This window comes from Microbacterium helvum (genome assembly GCF_014779795.1).
In the GTDB taxonomy this organism is placed as follows: Bacteria; Actinomycetota; Actinomycetes; order Actinomycetales; family Microbacteriaceae; genus Microbacterium; species Microbacterium helvum.
Map to the genome: position 1 here is coordinate 443,707 of NZ_JACXZS010000002.1, position 17,443 is coordinate 461,149.

A 17,443-nucleotide genomic window follows, 5' to 3' on the forward strand; every position below is an offset into this window, starting at 1 on the left:
CCACGCTCGATGCCACCGTGCCTGGGCCTCATCGCCGAGGCGCTGTTTCATTCTGTTTCAGGCGGAACGTCGCCGTTCCGCGAAAGGACCGACATGCCATTCCCCACATCGTCCCGTCGGCGTCGACTGCGAGCAGGATCGCTGTCCGCGTGCGCGGCGGTCGCCGGCGCACTCCTGCTGGCGCCCACGACGTCCTCCGTCGCAGCCGCGGCGCCGCCGCCCCACCTCGCGACCGGGACGTACTCGTCTCTCACCGACGGCTCCGTGCAGTGGCAGCCGCTGCCCGCCGCCGTCGTCGAGAAGACCAAGAAGAACGGGAAGGATGCCTCACCGTCGCCGGTCGACGAGACGATCGTCGTCGACACGTCGCAGTCGTTCCAGCGATATCGCGGGATCGGCATCTCGATCGACGAGACCGCCGTGGCGAACCTGTTCCAGCTGTCCGAGGCCGAGCGCCGCTCGGTCATCGAGCATCTCGTCAGCCCGACCGACGGGGCGGGCATGGACCTGTTCCGCATTCCCATCGGAAGCCCTGACCTCATCGCCCACCTTCCGTTCTGGTCGTACGACGATCTGCCTGCAGGCGTGACCGAGGACTTCGGTCTCGAACACTTCTCGATCCAGCGCGACATCGACCTGCACATCGTCGAGACCATCAAGCTCATCCAGGAGTACAACCCCGACGCGCGGTTCTTCGGGTCGGCGTGGAGCGCTCCTGCCTGGATGACGACGTCGAACACGTTCACGGGCTTTGTCGAGCCCAACCCGAACGGATCGGGCTTCGTACAGGCGAGCCGGCTGCGGGACGACGCCATCGACGTCTTCGCCCGCTACTACGTCAAGTTCATCCAGGCATACGGCGCGCAGGGCATCCCCATCGATGCCATCACGCTGCTGAACGAGCCGGGCATGGACGTCGTGTACCCCGCGATGGACATCTCGATCCCTCAGCAGCAGAAGCTCGCACTCGCGATCAAGCGCGAGTTCTCCGCGGCAGAGCTCTCGACCGAGCTGTGGATGCACGACTTCAACTTCTGGGACTGGCGCGATCCGAACAGCACCGAGACCAAGAACTACTACCGCGTCTTCGAAGACGCGGCCGACGGGTCCATCACCGGTGCTCAGGTGCTCGACGCGGCGGACGGCATCGCCTTCCACCCGTACTGGGGCAGCCCGTCAGTGATGCGTGACGCCAACCGCGAGACCGGGCTGCCGGTGCACATGACCGAGACCAGCGATGTCTCGCTGTCGACGGTCCTGGACTACCTGCACCTCAACGTCGACTCGTACGTCATGTGGGCGCAGATCACCGACCAGGACGGCGGCACGCTGCACTGGACCGACAAGCGCGACAACAACGTCGACTGGGACGAGGTCGCACGAACGTCGAAGTGGAAGAACCGGCTCGTCACCGCGCACATCGACACCGGCACCGCGACGTACCGCGAGACGGAGATCAGCGGGTTCGGGCAGATCGCACGCTACCTCGACACCGATGACGTCCGCGTGCAGTCCAGCTCGCCGGGCGACCTCGACACCGCCGTGTTCCGCGACGACAAGGACGTCTTCACCGCGATCGTCCAGAACACCGGCGCCGCGACCACGGTGCGCTTCGCGCTGACCGGGCAGAGCTTCACCGCCGAGATCCCCGCGGCGAGCGTCGCGACGTTCCAGTGGCGCGGCAAGACGCCGAACGGTCACGACAGCGCCCCGACCCTGGCGCCGCTCGGCGACCTGTCGGTGGCGCAGAACTCCACCGCGACGGTCCGCCTCCAGGCCTCGGACCGCGACGGCGATCGGCTCCTGTACTACGGCACCGAACTGCCCGACGGCGTCTCGGTCGACGCCCAGACGGGCGTGGTGACGATCACGCCGTCCAAAGCGGGCCTTTTCACACCGACCTTCACGGTGACGGACGGCATCGAATCCGCGACGGTGTCGCTCGCGCTCGTCGTGGAGCCGGCGCCGGTCCCGATCGGCACGCGACTGGAGGCGGAGGACTTCGTCACCCAGACCGGCTGGGCCGACGGGGCGCAGATGGTCGAGAGCAACGCATCGGCATCCGGCGGCCGGAATGTCGGCTGGATCGCGACGGGCAACACGCTGAGCTTCCTGATCGACGTCCCGGTGGCGGGCACCTACAGCCTCGAGGTCGGCGTCGCGAACGGCGGCGGTGCGGCGATCGCCGACGCGGTCGCCCTGACGGATGCGGCCGGCACCACGCTCGGCAGCGTGTCGGTGCCGGTCACCGGCGGCTGGGCGTCATTCGTGCCCACCCGCACCACGGTCACCCTCGGAGCGGGTGTGCAGACGGTCGCACTCCTTGCTGTCACGTCCGGCTTCAATCTGGACTACCTGGTGCTGACGCCCGCGGAGTGAGCCAGCCGACGGCAGAACGAGGGATGCCGTACCCGCGAGGTGCGGGTACGGCATCCCTCGGTTCAGCGCATCACTTCGTCGAGAAACTCACGACCTTGGGCGGACGCACGACGGCACGCACGATCTCGCGGTCGCCGAGCGATCGCACGACCTTCTCGTCGGCGCGCGCGAGACGCTCGAGCTCGGCGGCGTCGATGCGGGCCGACACCTGCAGCGTGCCGCGCACCTTGCCGTCGACCTGCACGACGGCCGTCACGCGCTCCTCGACCAGCAGCGTCGGGTCGGCGGTGCGCCACGGCACCAGGCCCACGAAGCCCTCATAGCCGAGGATCTCCCACATCTCCTCCGCGGTGTGCGGGGCGAACAGGTCGAGGACCATAGCGGTGACTTCCGCAGCCTCGCGCACGGCGGGGTCGGCGGGGCCGGCGCCCGAGTCGATCACCTTGCGGGTGGCGTTGACGAGCTCCATGAGGCGGGCGACGACCACGTTGAACTTCGTCTGCTCGACCAGTCCGGGGGCATCGGCGAGCAGACGGTGCGTCACGCGGCGCAGCGCCTCGTCGCCGTCGGCCCACACCACGTCGGGCGCGCTCGAGACGTCGTTCGCGACGCGCCAGGCGCGGGCGAGGAACTTCTGGGCGCCGGTCGTCGACACGTCCTCCCAGTTGATGTCGTCCTCGACGGGTCCGGCGAACACCATCGCGACGCGCGAGGCGTCGGCGCCGGGGTCGACCATGCTCGACGCGAACTCGACCAGGTTGCCCTTCGACTTCGACATCTTCGACCCGCCCAGCAGCACCATGCCCTGGTTGATGAGGCTCGAGAACGGCTCGGTGAAGTCGATGAGCCCCATGTCGAACAGGACCTTCGTGATGAAGCGCGCGTACAGCAGGTGGAGGATCGCGTGCTCGACGCCGCCGATGTAAGAGTCGACGGGCGCCCAGCGGTCGGCTTCGGCCGACGGGAAGGCCTGCGTCGGGTCGTTCGGCGCGAGGAAGCGCAGGAAGTACCACGAGCTGTCGACGAACGTGTCCATCGTGTCGGGATCGCGCAGCGCGGGCTCGCCGGTCTCGGGGTCGACGGTCTGCATCCACTCGGTCGCGCCGCCCAGCGGCGACGTGCCCTTGGGCTTCAGGTCCAGCCCTCGGGCGTCGGGCAGCTCCAGCGGCAGCTGGTCGTCGGGCACGGGGACGATGCGACCGTCCTGCGTGTGGATCATCGGGATCGGCGTGCCCCAGAAGCGCTGACGCGAGATCAGCCAGTCCCGCAGGCGGTACGACTTCGCAGCGCGGCCCGTGCCGGCCGCCTCGAGCTGCTCGATCATGCGCGCGATCGCGTTGCGCTTGGACAGTCCGTCGAGGGCGCCGGAGTTGATCAGGCGGCCCTCGCCGGTCAGCGCGATGCCGGTCCTGGCCGGGTCCACGTCGGCCAGGGCCTCGGAAGGACCGGGATCGAGCGGCACGCCCTCGTCGTCGAGCTCGATCACCGGGATCGCGCCGGTGATGGATGCCGTCGTGTCGACGACCACCTTCACAGGCAGGTCGAACGCGCGGGCGAAGTCCAGGTCGCGCTGATCGTGCGCCGGCACCGCCATGACGGCGCCGTGCCCGTAGTCGGCGAGCACGTAATCGGCCGCCCAGATCGGCAGGCGGTCGCCGTTCACCGGGTTGATCGCGAAGCGGTCGAGGAACACGCCCGTCTTCGGGCGATCGGTGGACTGGCGCTCGATGTCGCTCTCACGCTGCACGGTCTCGAGGTAGTCCTGGAAGCGCATGCGCACCTCGGCCGTCGAGCCGGCGGCCAGCTCCGCGGCCAGGTCGCTGTCGGGGGCCACGACCATGAACGTCGCGCCGTGCAGCGTGTCGGGGCGCGTCGAGAAGACGGTCACCTTCTCGGCACGGCCCTCGATCTCGAAGTCGATGTCGGCCCCGATCGAGCGGCCGATCCAGTTACGCTGCATGCGCAGCACCTTCTGCGGCCAGAAGCCCTCGAGCTGGTTCAGGTCGTCGAGCAGCCGGTCGGCGTAATCGGTGATCTTGAAGTACCACTGCGTCAGGTTCTTCTTGACCACTTCGGCGCCGCACCGCTCGCAGTGGCCGTCGACGACCTGCTCGTTCGCGAGCACGGTCTGATCGTTCGGGCACCAGTTGACGGGGCTCGCCTTGCGATACGCCAGGCCGCGCTCGTAGAGGCGCTGGAACAGCCACTGGTTCCAGCGGTAGTACTCGGGGTCGCTGGTGTGCAGGATGCGCGACCAGTCGTACGAGGAGCCGTACTCGCGGAAGCTCTTCTTGTGCTGCTCGATGTTCGCGTAGGTCCACTCGCGAGGGTCGGAGCCGGCGCCGCCCTTGATCGCCGCGTTCTCGGCCGGGAGCCCGAACGAGTCCCACCCGATCGGGTTGAGGACGTTGTAGCCGCGGTGACGCCAGAATCGTGCGACGACGTCGACGTAGGCGTAGTTCTCGGCGTGCCCCATGTGCAGGTCGCCGGAGGGGTAGGGGAACATGCCGAGCACGTACTTGCGCGGGCGCGTGTCGTCCTTGCCGCCCGCGCGGAACGGGTCGGCCTCGGCCCAGCGCGCCTGCCACTTCTGCTGGACGGCGTACGCGTCGTAGCCATCGGCGGGCGACGTGGTGTCGGTAGACATGGTCTGACTCACGGAGAAGTACCAATCCTGGGAGGCCTGAAGGCGGGCACGACGCAGAACGCGCCGGCCAGCGCATCTTCCAGGTTAGCGGACCGGTCGGGTCACCAGCCCGGCGGAAGCGTCGCGCCGAGCGCGGCGAGCGGCCCGCGGGCCTTGAGGCCGACCTCGGCGACCTCGGCCGCGGCATCCGATCGCCACGTGATGCCTCCTCCTGCGCCGACGTACGCACCGGACGGGTGCACGACGATCGAGCGGATCACCATCGCGAGGTCGAGGGCGCCGTCGTCGCCCACCCAGCCGAAGCAGCCGGCGAACACGCCGCGGGGCGCCCGCTCGAGCCGATGGAGGATCGTCATCGCCGAGAGCTTCGGTGCGCCGGTCATCGATCCGGCGGGGAAGGTCGCGTCCAGCAGCTCGCCCACCGTGGTGCGCGGCAGGAGTCGTCCAGAGACCGTGCTCACGAGCTGGTGCACCGCCGGATACGTCTCCACCTCGAGCAGTGCGTCCACGCCGACCGTCCCGGCCGCGCACACGCGCGAGAGGTCGTTGCGCATGAGGTCGACGATCATGACGTTCTCGGCGCGCTCCTTCTCGTTCGCGCGCAGCTCGGCGGCGAGGGCGGCGTCGGCGGCGGCATCCGCTCCGCGCGGCCTCGTCCCCTTGATGGGGCGCGTGCGCACGACCGGCCCGTCCGGCTCGCCGGTCACCTCGAGGAACTGCTCGGGACTCGCGCTCAGCAGCGCCACCTCGCCGGAGCGGATGAACCCTCCGTGATGAGCGGGCGTCGCGCCGCGCAGCCGCGCGTAGACGGCGACCGCGTCGACGGATGCCTCGACCCCGAAGCGCGTCGTCAGGCACAGCTGATACGCGTCACCGTCGCGGATGGATGCGCGGCAGCTCTCGATGAGCGCCGCGTACTCGTGGGGCGTGTGCCGCGCGCGCGCGTTTCCGAGATCGGCCGTCTGCGGGGCGAGTGAGGGGCGGACGGATGCGGTCACGCCGGCGATCGCCGCGGCGAGAGCCGCCGCGGGCTCAGGCGCGGCGTGGACGGTGACCCGACGAGCAGCGTGATCGAACGCGACGACCTGGTCCGCGCGCAGCCACAGCTGGGAGGGGGCCTCTGTGTCGCCGAACGGTGCCGCGGCTCCCGCGCCGGCCGCGGCGTCGTCGTAGCCCGCCCATCCGACCCAGCCGCTGCCGAAGCGCGCGCCCACCCGCGGTGCCGCCGCGGTCGCACGCACGCGCTCCGGATCGTCGGGCACCCCGGTCCCCATCCAGCTGTGCCCCGCCGCGGCGTGCGGTCCGGCATCCAGCCAGAACACGTGCGGCGCATCGGCGAAGAGCGCGGCGAACACGTCTGCCGGATCGGTCCACCCGGGCAGGCCGACCGCGACGAGAGCCTCCGACATGTTCCCAGGTTAGAGGGACGGCAAGGCCTCTAGGCTCGTGCCGTGAACGAGTTCCTGACGTGGCTCCTCGACGCCGTGCAGAGCGTCGACCCACTGGTCAGGACGATCCTCGCCGGCGTCGCGATCATGCTCGAGACGAGTGTGCTGATCGGCCTCGTGATCCCGGGCGACACCGTGGTCATCGTGGCCGCGACGGCCGTGTCGACGCCGATCGAGGGCATCCTCCTCGGTGTGGCGGTGGTCGCGGGCGCGATCGCCGGCGAGAGCATCGGGTTCTGGCTGGGCCGGGTCCTCGGCCCGCGCATCCGTCATTCCCGCCTCGGGCGCCGCATCGGCGAGGAACACTGGCAGCGGTCGGAGCGATACCTGCAGAGACGCGGGGGCCCTGCCATCTTCCTCTCCCGATTCCTGCCGGTGCTGCACTCGCTGGTGCCTCTCACGGTCGGCATGAGTGGCTATTCGTACCGCCGGTTCCTCGCCTGGACGATCCCGGCATGCGTGATCTGGTCCACCCTCTACATCTCGGTGGCCGCCGCGGCGGCCGGCACCTACCGCGAGCTCGCGGACCAGCTGCACTACGCCGGCTACATCTTCGTCGCGGTGATCGTGGCGTTCCTGCTGCTCGTGTTCGTCGCGAAGAAGATCATCGAGCGCAGCGAGCGCAAGCACCTCGAGCACGACGCCTCGACGGACGGTGCGGCCGAAGCCGCGGGGCCGGACGTGAAAGACTGAGGGCGATGCCCGAAACCGACACGTCTTCCGCGCGCGCCAAAGTCCTGTGGCTCGCTCGTCTGGAGTACCGGTTCCACGCGTGGCGCGAACGCCGCGCCCGCCGTCGCGGCCAGACCCCCACGGTTCTGCCCTTCCCCGGGTACGGCGCCCCCGACTGGGTGCGCGTCCTCGGCCGCGTGATGATCGTGCCGCCGGTCAAGCCGGTGGGCGAAGGCGAGTACGCCAGTGTCCGCGGCTGGCGCAGCTTCGTGGCCGTGCCCATCGGGTACGCGCAGGTCACGGTGACGATCGGCGGGGTCGCGCATGAGGTCGTCGCCGACCGCGGCGGGGTGATCGACACCCGCATCCCCGCGCAGCTCGAGCCCGGCTGGCAGACGTTCACGATGTCGGTCGAGGGCGGAGACCCCGTCGAGACGCGCGCCTTCATCGTGTCGCCCGAGGTCCGCTTCGGCGTCGTGTCCGACGTCGACGACACGGTCATGGTGACCGCTCTCCCCCGCCCGCTCCTGGCGGCGTGGAACTCGTTCGTCGTCGACGAGCACGCGCGTCAGCCCGTTCCCGGCATGGCGGTGCTCATGGAGCGCGTGGTGCGCGAGAACCCCGGCGCGCCGCTCATCTACCTCTCGACCGGCGCCTGGAACATCGCGCCGACGCTCATGCGGTTCCTCGGTCGTCACGTCTTCCCGCCGGGGGCGATGCTGCTGACCGACTGGGGACCCACGCACGACCGCTGGTTCCGCAGCGGCAGGGCGCACAAGCTCTCCAATCTGCGACGGCTCGCGCAGGAGTTCCCGCAGGTGCGCTGGCTGCTCATCGGCGACGACGGCCAGCACGACGACGCGATCTACACGACGTTCACCGACGAGCATCCGACCCAGGTGGTCGCCGTCGCCATCCGCCGGCTGTCCCCCGCCGAGGCCGTGCTGGCGGGCGGACGCACCGCGGTGAACGACCACGCCGCCGCCGAAGTTCCCTGGGTGAGCGACAACGACGGTGCGGGCCTGCTGGAGCGCCTCGAAGACGTCGGCGTCGTGCGCACCGCTCAGCCCTGACCACCGGCCCGACGTCGGACCCCGCGCGTAGGCTGACAGCATGTGCGGACGCTTCGTGGTGGCCAGTGCCGGATCCGATCTCGTCGGCGTGCTGCGCGTCGATGTCGAGGGCGATGATCTGCCCGAACCGTCGTACAACGTCGCGCCTACCGATCGTGCGGCGATCGTGCTCGATTCGGCCAAGACCGAGCCGCCGACGAGGCGTCTGGAGTCTGCGCGCTGGGGCCTCGTGCCCTCGTGGGCGAAGGACACCAAGGTGGGCGTCCGTGCCTTCAACGCGCGAGCCGAAGAGCTCGAAGACAAGCCGATGTTCCGCAGCGCGCTCGAGAAGCGGCGAGCGGTGGTGCCGACGTCGGGCTACTACGAGTGGAAGACGGTCGACGGCGTCAAGACGCCCCACTACATCCACCCTGCAGACGGTGAGCCCCTGTTCCTGGCCGGGCTGTACGAGTGGTGGCGCGACAAGACGAAGGGCGACGACGACCCCGAGAGATGGCTGCTCAGCTTCACGATCCTCACGCGGGACGCGATCGGTCACCTCGGCTCGATCCATGACCGCATGCCGCTGTTCCTCGACCCTGATCACGCGGACGCGTGGCTCGATCCCACGACAGACAACGTGCGCGACGTGCTCGACGCCGCGATCGACGCGGCGCCGGCTCTCGCCGAGACCCTCGACGACCACGTCGTCTCCAAGGCGGTCGGCAACGTCCGCAACAATTCTCCCGAGCTGATCGAGCCCGTCGACGACTGACCGGGCGGGTGCCCGCGCCCCGCGTATCCTCGAACGGTGACGATCGCTCGCCCGGCTCCGGCGGTGCTCGCCGCCGAGACCTGGCGCGAGCGCGAACGTGCGCACACCGCGCGTGCGCACGGGCTCACGCGCGCGCATCGCGAACGCGCCGCCCGGCACGAGCCGCACCCCGTCGAGGACTTCCTGTTCACCTACTACTCGTACAAGCCCGCCGTCCTGCATCGCTGGCATCCGGGCGAGGACATCGAGCTTCGGGATGCCGCGACCGACGCCCGCGCGGACTGGCGCTGGTACGCACCGGGCACGACGCCGGGTTCACTCGTCGTCGACGGCGCCGCGTTCCGCGATGACCGTCGCGTGCTGATCGCGAACATCGGGAGCATCGTGCGCGCGACGGCAGGCCGAGCGCCTGGCTTCGGCTGCTTCGGTCTGCACGAGTGGGCCATGGTCTACCGGCAGCGCGAGCACCGGCATCCCGTCCCGCTGCGGCTGGGTCGCGACGGCACCGACGCCGTCGTCGAGGCGCACGATCTGCGCTGCACGCACTTCGACGCGTTCCGGTTCTTCACACCGGACGCCGTGCCGCGCAATCGAGAGACGCCGACGCGCCAGCAGCAGGCCGCGCTGGAGCAGCCGGGCTGCCTGCACGCCGGGATGGACCTGTACAAATGGGCGGTCAAGCTCGGTCCGCTCGTGCCCGGAGAGCTGTTGCTGGATGCGTTCGAACTCGCCCGCGACATCCGCGAGCTCGACATGAAGGCCTCGCCGTACGACCTCGCGGACTGGGGCTATGAGCCGGTCCGCATCGAGACCGCAGTGGGCAAGGCCGCCTACGTGCGCGCGCAGCGCGGCTTCGCCGTGCGCGGCCAGATGCTGCGTTCGCGGCTGCTGGCGATCGTCGACGCCTGAGCCGCCGCCAGGTCCTCGCGACGCTCAGCCGGCGGGCGTGCACTCCGGGCACGGCAGCAGCGCCTGCCCCTGCGCAGCGAGGTGCAGACGGAGGGCCGCGACGCGGGTCGCAGCCTCTTCGAGGCGCGCCGCGGGCAGCGTGCCCGTCTCGACCGCGGCGACCACCGCGTCCACGATGCGCGGCGCGGTCTCGGGTGTGGACGACACGACCGTCAGTACGAGATCGTTGCCCGCGGCGAGCGCCGCGACCGCGTTGACGGACGGATCGGCGTACTGCGGGTCGCCTGATGCCTGCAGCATGCCCAGGTCGTCGGTCACCGAGACGCCGGTGAAGCCGAGGTCCTCGCGGGCGATGCGATGCCACTCGGGCGACAGGCTCGCCGGCGCCGGATCGACGGCCGTGTAGGCGAGATGCCCGAACATGAGCACGGGCGCGTCTGTGGCGATTCCCGCGGCGAAGGGCACGGCGGCGGTCTGCCGCCACTGGTCGAAGGGCAGCGACGTGGCCGGGATCGTGGCGTGGGAGTCGGCCTCGGTGACCCCGTGCCCCGGGAAGTGCTTGAGCGTCGAGGCGACGACATCGCTTTCACCGCGGACCGCGGCGGCGACGCTCGTGGCGGCCGCATCGGGCGTGGTGCCGAGCACACGGCGGTAGATGAACGACCGCGGGTCGTCCGTCTCGTCGGCGACGATCCCGAAGTTGACGCCGATACCAGCACGGCGCACGAGCGCCGCGCGGCCGGCGAATGCGTCCTCGACCGCTTCCGGCGGCGCGCCCTTGAGGGTCAGGGCGGACGGGAAGTCGTCCCAGGGCAGGCGTGAGACGTCGCCGCCCTCCTGGTCGACGGCGAGGAGCGGCGGAAGTGCGGGATCGACGGTGAGCGCGGCCGTGACGGCGCGCAACGAGGCCTCGTCGCCGGGGATGTTGGCGCCCATCAGGAGGAACCCGCCGATGCCGGTGGACTGCATGTACGCCTGCAGCGCGGCGGGATCGGTCGTCGGCACATGCCCCATGACGACGCTCGCCGCCTGCTCGCGAATGCTCATCGCACGGACGAGCTCGCGCGCGTCTTCCTCGACTGCTGCGTCCGTGGCAGGTCGTGCCACGGCACCTGCCGGGCGCGACGCCGACGCGGCAGGCGCGCCGAGGGCGAGCGTGATCGCGGCGACGGCCAGCGCCGCCGCAGCACCCGGCCACATCCGGCGCGACGACCTCACTCCTTCAGGGTAGGCCGCGTGACGCCGCGACGCCCGCGAGGTCTGCACTGCGCGGTGTCGTGCCACCCTCAGTGACGGGCGACGATCGCCGCGGCATCCGTCCCGGTGGGGAGCACCCCGTACTGCGCGCCGCGGTCTTCGCCGAGTCGTGCGCCGATGAACGCCTCGGCATCGGGCGTGGGCGCGTGGCGGAGCATGAGCGACGCCTGGAACGCGAGCGCGAGTCCCTCGGCGAGCCGGCGGGCCTGGGCGGCGGCCTCGTCGGCGTCAGCCGATGACAGCCGCCGGAGAAGCGCCAGTGTGCGATCGACGTGGGAGTCCAGGAGCGAGGATGCTCCGGCGCTGCTGGCCAGCTCGTCCGCGAAGGCGGCGGCCGAGTCGGGATCGCGTGTCAATGCCCGGAGCACATCGAGCGCGATGACGTTGCCGGATCCCTCCCAGATCGCCATCACGGGTTGCTCCCGGTAGCGGCGGCCGAGCGGGAAGGACTCCGTGTAGCCGTTGCCGCCCAGGCATTCCATCGCCTCGTACGCGTGGTGGGGGCCGCGCTTGCAGATCCAGTACTTCGACACCGGTGTGGCGAGGCGACGCAGCGCTATGTCGCGATCGGCGGCGTCGGCCTCGAAGAGCTGCGCCAGCCGCAGCCCGGTCAGCATCGCGGCCTCGTACTCGAGCGCGAGGTCGGCCAGCACCGACGTCATCGCCGGCTGATCCACCAGCAGCCGGCCGAACGCCGCACGCCCGCGTGCGTGCCACACCGCCTCGGCCACGGACTGGCGCATGCCCGCGGCCGTGCCCAGCACGCAGTCCAGGCGCGTGCGCTGCACCATCTCGATGATCGTGCGCACGCCGCGGCCCGGTTCGCCCAGCAGGAAGCCGACGGTACCGTCGAACTCGACCTCGGAGGACGCGTTCGAGCGGTTGCCCACCTTGTCTTTCAGCCGCTGGATGCGGAACACGTTGCGCACCTCGTGCGGCAGGACGCGGGGCACGAACAGGCACGTGAGGCCGTCGTCGACGCCGCCGTCGCGCGTCTGGGCGAGCACCAGGAATGCGTCCGACATCGGCGCCGAGCAGAACCACTTGTGTCCGGTGAGCTCGTACGCGTGCCCACCCATCGCCTCGCCGACCGTCGTTCCGGCGCGGACGTCCGAACCGCCTTGCTTCTCGGTCATCGCCATGCCCACCAGCGCACTGCGCTTGTGCCGGCCGAGCAGACGCGGGTCGTACTCGCGCGACAGCAGGCGCGGCATCCATTCGTCGGCGATCCACGGGGATCCCTCGATCGAGGCGACCGCGGCGTGCGTCATCGACACGGGGCATGCATGGCCCGGCTCGACCTGGGCGAACAGCATGAACGTCGCTGCCCGGGCGACGGCGGCGCCCGGGCGCGGATCGGCCCACGCCGAGGTGTGGGCGCCGCGGGCGACCGCCTCGCCGATGATCCGGTGATACGACGGGTCGTACTCCACCTCGTCGATGCGGTTGCCCCAGCGATCGTGGACGCGTGCGACGGGGCTGTGCACGTTCGCCCGCTCGGCGTCGCTCTGGAACGAGGCCGAGCCGACGAGCCGGCCGGTCTCGCGCAGCTCGTCGTCCGCCCACGCCGCTCCGAACGCGCGCACCGCCTCCGCGAGCGGCGCGTTCACCGAGTACTCGTCCAGGTCGACCCGCCATGGCGGCTGGTTCTCGACGCGATGGGTGGCGGGAGTGCGCGGGGCGGCGCCGCCGGTGCTCATGCGCGCTCCACGTCCCCGGCGGTGGCCAGCGCGTACTGCTCGCTCGGGCTGAGGGGCGCGCGCGTCACGATGTCGTGGATGAACGCGAGCTTGTGCCGCACCGGCGTCACGATGGTGAACGGGTAAAGATCGCCGAAGCCCATCGACCGGTTGATCCGGTTGAAGCCCTGAGACATCCACTCCCAGTCGGTGAGGAGCCGTTGGATGGGCGCGTCCTCGTAGGAGCCGAGGGGCACGACGTCGGTGTCACGGAGGTTCGTCACGGAGGCGTCGAGATGGATGCCGATGATCGCCGCCGTCTGGAGCGTCCCGGTGATGTGCAGATAATGCGCGAAGGTCTCGGCGAAGTCCTCCCAGGGGTGCATCGTCGCGTACTCCGAGATGAAGGACTCGTGCCAATCGGCAGGGGCGCCCAGCTTGTAGTGACGCTGCAGGGCGTCGCGGTAGCTCGCGCGCTCGTCGCCGAACAGCTCCCGGCAGCGGTCCCACAATGCGGGCTCGGTGAGCAGCACATTCTGGTAGTAATGCCCCACCTCGTGACGCAGGTGTCCGAGGATCGTCCGGTAGGGCTCGCCGAGCTTCACACGCAGTGCTTCACGACGGTCGTCGAGACTCTCGGCCAGATCGATCGTGATGATCCCGTTGGCGTGCCCGATCGTCACGCGTTTGCCGTCCGACAGGCTGGAGATCAGGTCGAAGCCCAGCCCGCCCTGCTCGGTGTCCCACCCGACGATCGGGAGTCCGAGATCGGCCAGCTGCAGCAGCAGCCGGCGCTTGGCCTCCTCGGTCTTGGCGAGCTTCTCCAATGCCACGGTGTCGTCGGCGGCGGGGCGTCGCCGCGTGAGGCGGCACGAGAAGCAGCGTCCGGCGGGCGCGTTCTCCCACACCAGCCAGTTGCAGGCCCACTCACGGTTCGAGCATGCGTACCAGACCTCGCCGTCGATGACGGTCTGACCGTGGCGGATCCCCTGGAACTCGCGCGAGGGAAGGTGATAGCCGATCTCGGCTTCGCAGTTCGGACACCGCAGGGTGTCGAGGTAGACGAAGTGGCGGCAATGCGGACAGCGGGGCTGCGAGCTCACGGTCTCACCGTAGCGTGCCGACGCGCATCCGCCTCGCGCGTCAGGACGCCGGTCCGAGGCGCACGCGCAGCAGCAGATCGTCCTGCGGGCCCGGATCGCCACGTCCGTCGGTGTTGTTCGTCAGCACCCACAGCGACCGGTCAGGCAGTGCGACGACGTCGCGCAGGCGCCCGAACTCGCCGGTGAGCGCAGCGGCGGGCTCGCCTGCCACCCCTCCGTCGGCGGTGTCGACCTGCCACAGTCGCTCGCCGCGCAGACCTGCCAGGAAGAGCGTCCCGCCGACGGCGGCGAGGCCGCTGGGGCTCGCTTCGCTCGTCGGCCACTGGGCAACGGGATCCGCATAGCCGGCCTGGCCCGCGACCCCCTCCACGACCGGCCAGCCGTAGTTCGCGCCCGGCTCGATCCGGTTGAGCTCGTCCCACGTGTTCTGCCCGAACTCGCTCGCCCACATCGTGCCGTCGGAGGTCCACGCGATGCCCTGCACGTTCCGGTGGCCCATCGACCATACGGCGGTGCCCCAGGGATTGCCCGGGGCAGCATCGCCGTCAGGTGTCAGCCGCAGGATCTTGCCGCCCAGCGCATCACGGTCTTGAGCCGTCTCACGCCGGCCCGCATCCCCCGTCGTGACGTAGAGGAACCCGTCCGGCCCGAACGCGAGACGTCCGCCGTCGTGATTGCCGGCTTTCGGGATGCCGTCGAGCAGGACTTCAGCGTCTCCGAGCCGGAACGCGCCGGGGTCGCCGACGAGCGGCATCCGCACCACACGATTGTCGTCGGCTGCTCCGAAGTACGCGTAGAGGAGCGGTCCGTCGGGCGCGTCGAGCAGGGCGAGCCCGTGCAGACCCGACTCTCCGCCGGAGACGACGCCCTCCACCTCGCCCGCCGTGCGCAGGTCACCCGCAGGCGTGAGCTCCAGCACGACGCCGTCGTCGCGCTGGGAGATGAGGGCACCGCCGCCTTCCAGCGGGACGACCGACCACGGCGACCGCAAGCCGGACGCCAGGGTCGCGATGTCGTCGTCGACGCGCCAGAACCCCGTCTCCGCCGTACCGGACGGAGACGGAGCGACGGAGGCGGTCGCCGACGGAGGAACCGGTCTCGGCGCCGGGGCCGCACACCCTGAGACCGCGAGCAGTGCCAGGATGCAGCATCCGATCGCCGTCGTCCGGACGTCGGGACTCATCCGTCGGCCACAGCGGCCTCGAGTGTCGCCAGGTCGATCCGGCGCATGCGCAGCATCGCCTGCACGGCGCGGTGAGCGATCTCGGGGTCGGGGTGGCGGATCAGCTCGACCAGGCGATCGGGGATGATCTGCCACGACAGGCCCCAGCGGTCCTTGAGCCAGCCGCACGGCTGCTCCTCGCCGCCGTCGGCGATGAGGGCGTCCCAGTAGTGGTCCACCTCGGCCTGATCGCGACATGACACGTACAGCGACACCGCCTCGGTGAACGGGAACTGCGGTCCCGCATCCATCCCGAAATAGTCGCGGCCGCCCAGGCGGAAGTGGACGTTCATGACCTTGCCGCCCATGCCGGGCACCTCATCGGGGTAGCGGCCGAGCTCGACGATCTCGGAGTCGGGGATCAGCGACGTGTAGAACGTGACGGCGGCCTCGGCGGAGTCGTCGAACCAGAGGAAGGGAGTCACGCCTGTCATGTCGTCCACCCTCGCCGACACCGCCGCGCCGCGCAACAGGCCGTGGCGCGTGCCGCCGATGTCAGACGGGAGCGGCGGGAATGCGCACGACCACGCGCAGGCCGCCGTCGACGCGACCCGCGAGCGCGAGCGTGCCGCCGTGGGCCTCGGCGATGCTCTTGACGATCGCGAGGCCCAGCCCCACCCCGGAGTGCTGGTCGCCCCGCGTCCGCTCGCTCCCCCGTTGGAACGGCTCGGTGAGCGTGCCGACGAGCATCGGACTCAGCAGCGCTCCGGTGTTCTCGACAGTGAGCAGGGCGAACCCGTCCTCGCGCGAGGTGTCGACATCGACGGTGCCGCCTGCAGGAAGATTGTGGACGATCGCGTTGTGGACGAGGTTGGCCACGAGCTGCCGCAGCAATGCCGGCGAACCCGTCACGCAGGCGATCTCACCCGAGGCCGAGATCGCCACGTGCCGCGCCTCCGCAAGCGGCAGCAGCGTCTCGGCGGCGTCCTCCGCGAGCAGCGAGAGGTCGACCCGCTCGCGGACGAAGGAACGCTGCTCGACCCGGCTGAGCACGAGCAGCGCCTCGGTCAGGTCGATCGCCCGCGTGTTCACGACCCGGAGTCGTGTGATCAGCTCGTCGGCGTCGCGGTCGGGGTCGTCGCGAGCGACATCGAGCAGGGTCTGGGTGATCGCCAGCGGAGTCCGCAGCTCGTGCGACGCGTTCGCGGCGAATCGTCGCTGCTCGTCCACCTGTGCCTCCAGGCGCGCGAGCATCGTGTCGAAGCCGTCCGCGAGCTCGCGGAACTCGTCGTCGCGACCGTCGAGCTCGATGCGGTGCGACAGCGAGCCGCTCGCGACACGGCGCGTGGCATCCGTGATCCGTCGCAGCGGGGCGAGCATCCGCCCCGCGAGGAACCAGCCGCCCGCCAGCCCGAAGATCAGCAGGAACAGGAGCGCCCACGCCGCGGCGGGCGCGAAGGCGCGCACGAGGTCGCCGCGGTTGGGGATGAACGGCCCCGGCCCGCTGAGGTTGCCGTCGGGCACGTAACGCAGCAGGTAGACCCACACGACTGCGAGCAGCAGCGCACCGGCGATCATGAGGAAGCCCGCGTAGCTCAGTGTCAACTTGAGACGGGCGCTCGGCCCGCGACGCCTGTTCATCGGTCGCGTCCGTCCGGTTCGACATCGATGCGATAGCCGACCCCCGGCACCGTCGCGATCACCCACGGCTCGCCGAGGCGCTTGCGCAGCGCCGAGACCGTGATGCGCACGGCGTTGGTGAACGGGTCGGCGTTCTCGTCCCAGGCGCGCTCCAGCAGCTCCTCGGCGCTCACGACCCCGCCGTCCGCGGCCACCAGCACCTCCAGCACCGCGAACTGCTTGCGCGTCAGCGCCACATGCCGCCCGTCGCGGAACACCTCCCGCCGGAACGGATCCAGCCGCAGGCCCGCGAGCTCGCGCACGGGTGGCCTGCTGTGCGCACGCCGGCGATCGAGCGCGCGCAGTCGCAGCACGAGCTCCTGCAGCTCGAACGGCTTCGTGAGGTAGTCGTCCGCCCCGAGCTCGAATCCCGACGCTTTGTCGTCGATCCGATCGGCGGCCGTGAGCATCAGGATCGGGATGCCGGTCCCCGACGCCACGAGGTGCGCGGCGATCTCATCGCCCGAGGGACCGGGGATGTCGCGATCGAGCACCGCGATGTCATATGAGTTGATGCTGAGCATCTCCAGGGCGGTGTCTCCGTCGCCTGCGATGTCGGCCGCGATGGCGGCGAGCCGCAGCCCGTCGCGGATGGCGCCGGCCATCAGGGGTTCGTCCTCGACCACCAGCACTCGCATGCCTCGATGCTACGAGGCGGCGCATATCGTCCGTGTAACGAG

The 17,443-nt window shown here is 70.4% G+C and carries 14 protein-coding genes; 5 read left to right on the forward strand and 9 right to left on the reverse strand.

Features of this window, described 5'->3' with window-relative positions; genetic code table 11:
• Positions 1-93: 93 nt before the first annotated feature.
• Positions 94-2,379: a carbohydrate-binding protein gene (locus IF188_RS05225; RefSeq protein ID WP_191170711.1), complete on the forward strand. Its 2,286-nt coding sequence runs from the start codon at positions 94-96 to the stop codon at positions 2,377-2,379.
• Positions 2,380-2,449: 70 nt separating this feature from the next.
• Here the strand turns inward: IF188_RS05225 and leuS are convergent, their stop codons facing one another.
• Together leuS and IF188_RS05235 are read right to left on the reverse strand one after the other, a co-directional pair.
• The gene (gene leuS / locus IF188_RS05230; RefSeq protein WP_191170712.1) at positions 2,450-5,026 is read right to left on the reverse strand and encodes a leucine--tRNA ligase; all 2,577 of its coding nucleotides are present in this window, start codon (positions 5,024-5,026) and stop codon (positions 2,450-2,452) included.
• Positions 5,027-5,127: 101 nt separating this feature from the next.
• Positions 5,128-6,435 (reverse strand): anthranilate synthase component I family protein, encoded by a 1,308-nt coding sequence (locus IF188_RS05235; RefSeq protein ID WP_191170713.1) that lies wholly within the window; start codon positions 6,433-6,435, stop codon positions 5,128-5,130.
• Positions 6,436-6,477: 42 nt separating this feature from the next.
• Here IF188_RS05235 and IF188_RS05240 point away from each other — a divergent pair, with 42 nt between their 5' ends.
• From IF188_RS05240 to IF188_RS05255, 4 genes are read left to right on the forward strand one after another with little or no spacing between them, the layout of a single operon-like run.
• Positions 6,478-7,167: a DedA family protein gene (locus IF188_RS05240; protein WP_191170714.1), complete on the forward strand. Its 690-nt coding sequence runs from the start codon at positions 6,478-6,480 to the stop codon at positions 7,165-7,167.
• 5 nt (positions 7,168-7,172) lie between these two features.
• Complete coding sequence (locus IF188_RS05245; protein ID WP_191170715.1) at positions 7,173-8,219, forward strand: App1 family protein; 1,047 nt, start codon at positions 7,173-7,175, stop codon at positions 8,217-8,219.
• 40 nt (positions 8,220-8,259) lie between these two features.
• Entirely contained in the window at positions 8,260-8,973 is a 714-nt protein-coding gene (locus IF188_RS05250) for an SOS response-associated peptidase (RefSeq protein WP_191170716.1), read from the forward strand.
• Between the two features lie 36 nt (positions 8,974-9,009).
• The gene (locus IF188_RS05255) at positions 9,010-9,882 is read left to right on the forward strand and encodes a 3-methyladenine DNA glycosylase (protein ID WP_191170717.1); all 873 of its coding nucleotides are present in this window, start codon (positions 9,010-9,012) and stop codon (positions 9,880-9,882) included.
• A 24-nt stretch (positions 9,883-9,906) separates the two neighbouring features.
• On the opposite strand, the gene IF188_RS05260 is transcribed toward IF188_RS05255, so the two are convergent.
• The 7 genes from IF188_RS05260 to IF188_RS05290 form a co-directional block, all read right to left on the reverse strand.
• Positions 9,907-11,100: a glycoside hydrolase family 3 N-terminal domain-containing protein gene (locus tag IF188_RS05260; protein WP_318152789.1), complete on the reverse strand. Its 1,194-nt coding sequence runs from the start codon at positions 11,098-11,100 to the stop codon at positions 9,907-9,909.
• A gap of 68 nt (positions 11,101-11,168) precedes the next feature.
• Positions 11,169-12,839: an acyl-CoA dehydrogenase family protein gene (locus tag IF188_RS05265; RefSeq protein ID WP_191170718.1), complete on the reverse strand. Its 1,671-nt coding sequence runs from the start codon at positions 12,837-12,839 to the stop codon at positions 11,169-11,171.
• Positions 12,836-13,921, reverse strand: a complete 1,086-nt coding sequence (locus IF188_RS05270) for a zinc-binding metallopeptidase family protein (protein ID WP_191170719.1) — start codon at positions 13,919-13,921, stop codon at positions 12,836-12,838. The genes IF188_RS05265 and IF188_RS05270 overlap by 4 nt, the downstream gene beginning before the upstream one ends.
• Positions 13,922-13,961: 40 nt before the next feature.
• Positions 13,962-15,104 (reverse strand): PQQ-dependent sugar dehydrogenase, encoded by a 1,143-nt coding sequence (locus tag IF188_RS05275; protein ID WP_191170720.1) that lies wholly within the window; start codon positions 15,102-15,104, stop codon positions 13,962-13,964.
• Positions 15,101-15,577 carry a VOC family protein gene (locus IF188_RS05280; RefSeq protein ID WP_191170721.1) on the reverse strand — a complete coding sequence of 159 codons (477 nt, stop codon included), beginning with the start codon at positions 15,575-15,577 and terminating at the stop codon, positions 15,101-15,103. The genes IF188_RS05275 and IF188_RS05280 overlap by 4 nt, the downstream gene beginning before the upstream one ends.
• Positions 15,578-15,638: 61 nt before the next feature.
• Positions 15,639-16,724, reverse strand: a complete 1,086-nt coding sequence (locus IF188_RS05285) for a sensor histidine kinase (RefSeq protein WP_191170722.1) — start codon at positions 16,722-16,724, stop codon at positions 15,639-15,641.
• Positions 16,721-17,401, reverse strand: a complete 681-nt coding sequence (locus tag IF188_RS05290; RefSeq protein ID WP_191170723.1) for a response regulator transcription factor — start codon at positions 17,399-17,401, stop codon at positions 16,721-16,723. Before IF188_RS05290 ends, IF188_RS05285 begins: the two co-directional genes overlap by 4 nt.
• Between the last annotated feature and the right edge of the window lie 42 nt (positions 17,402-17,443).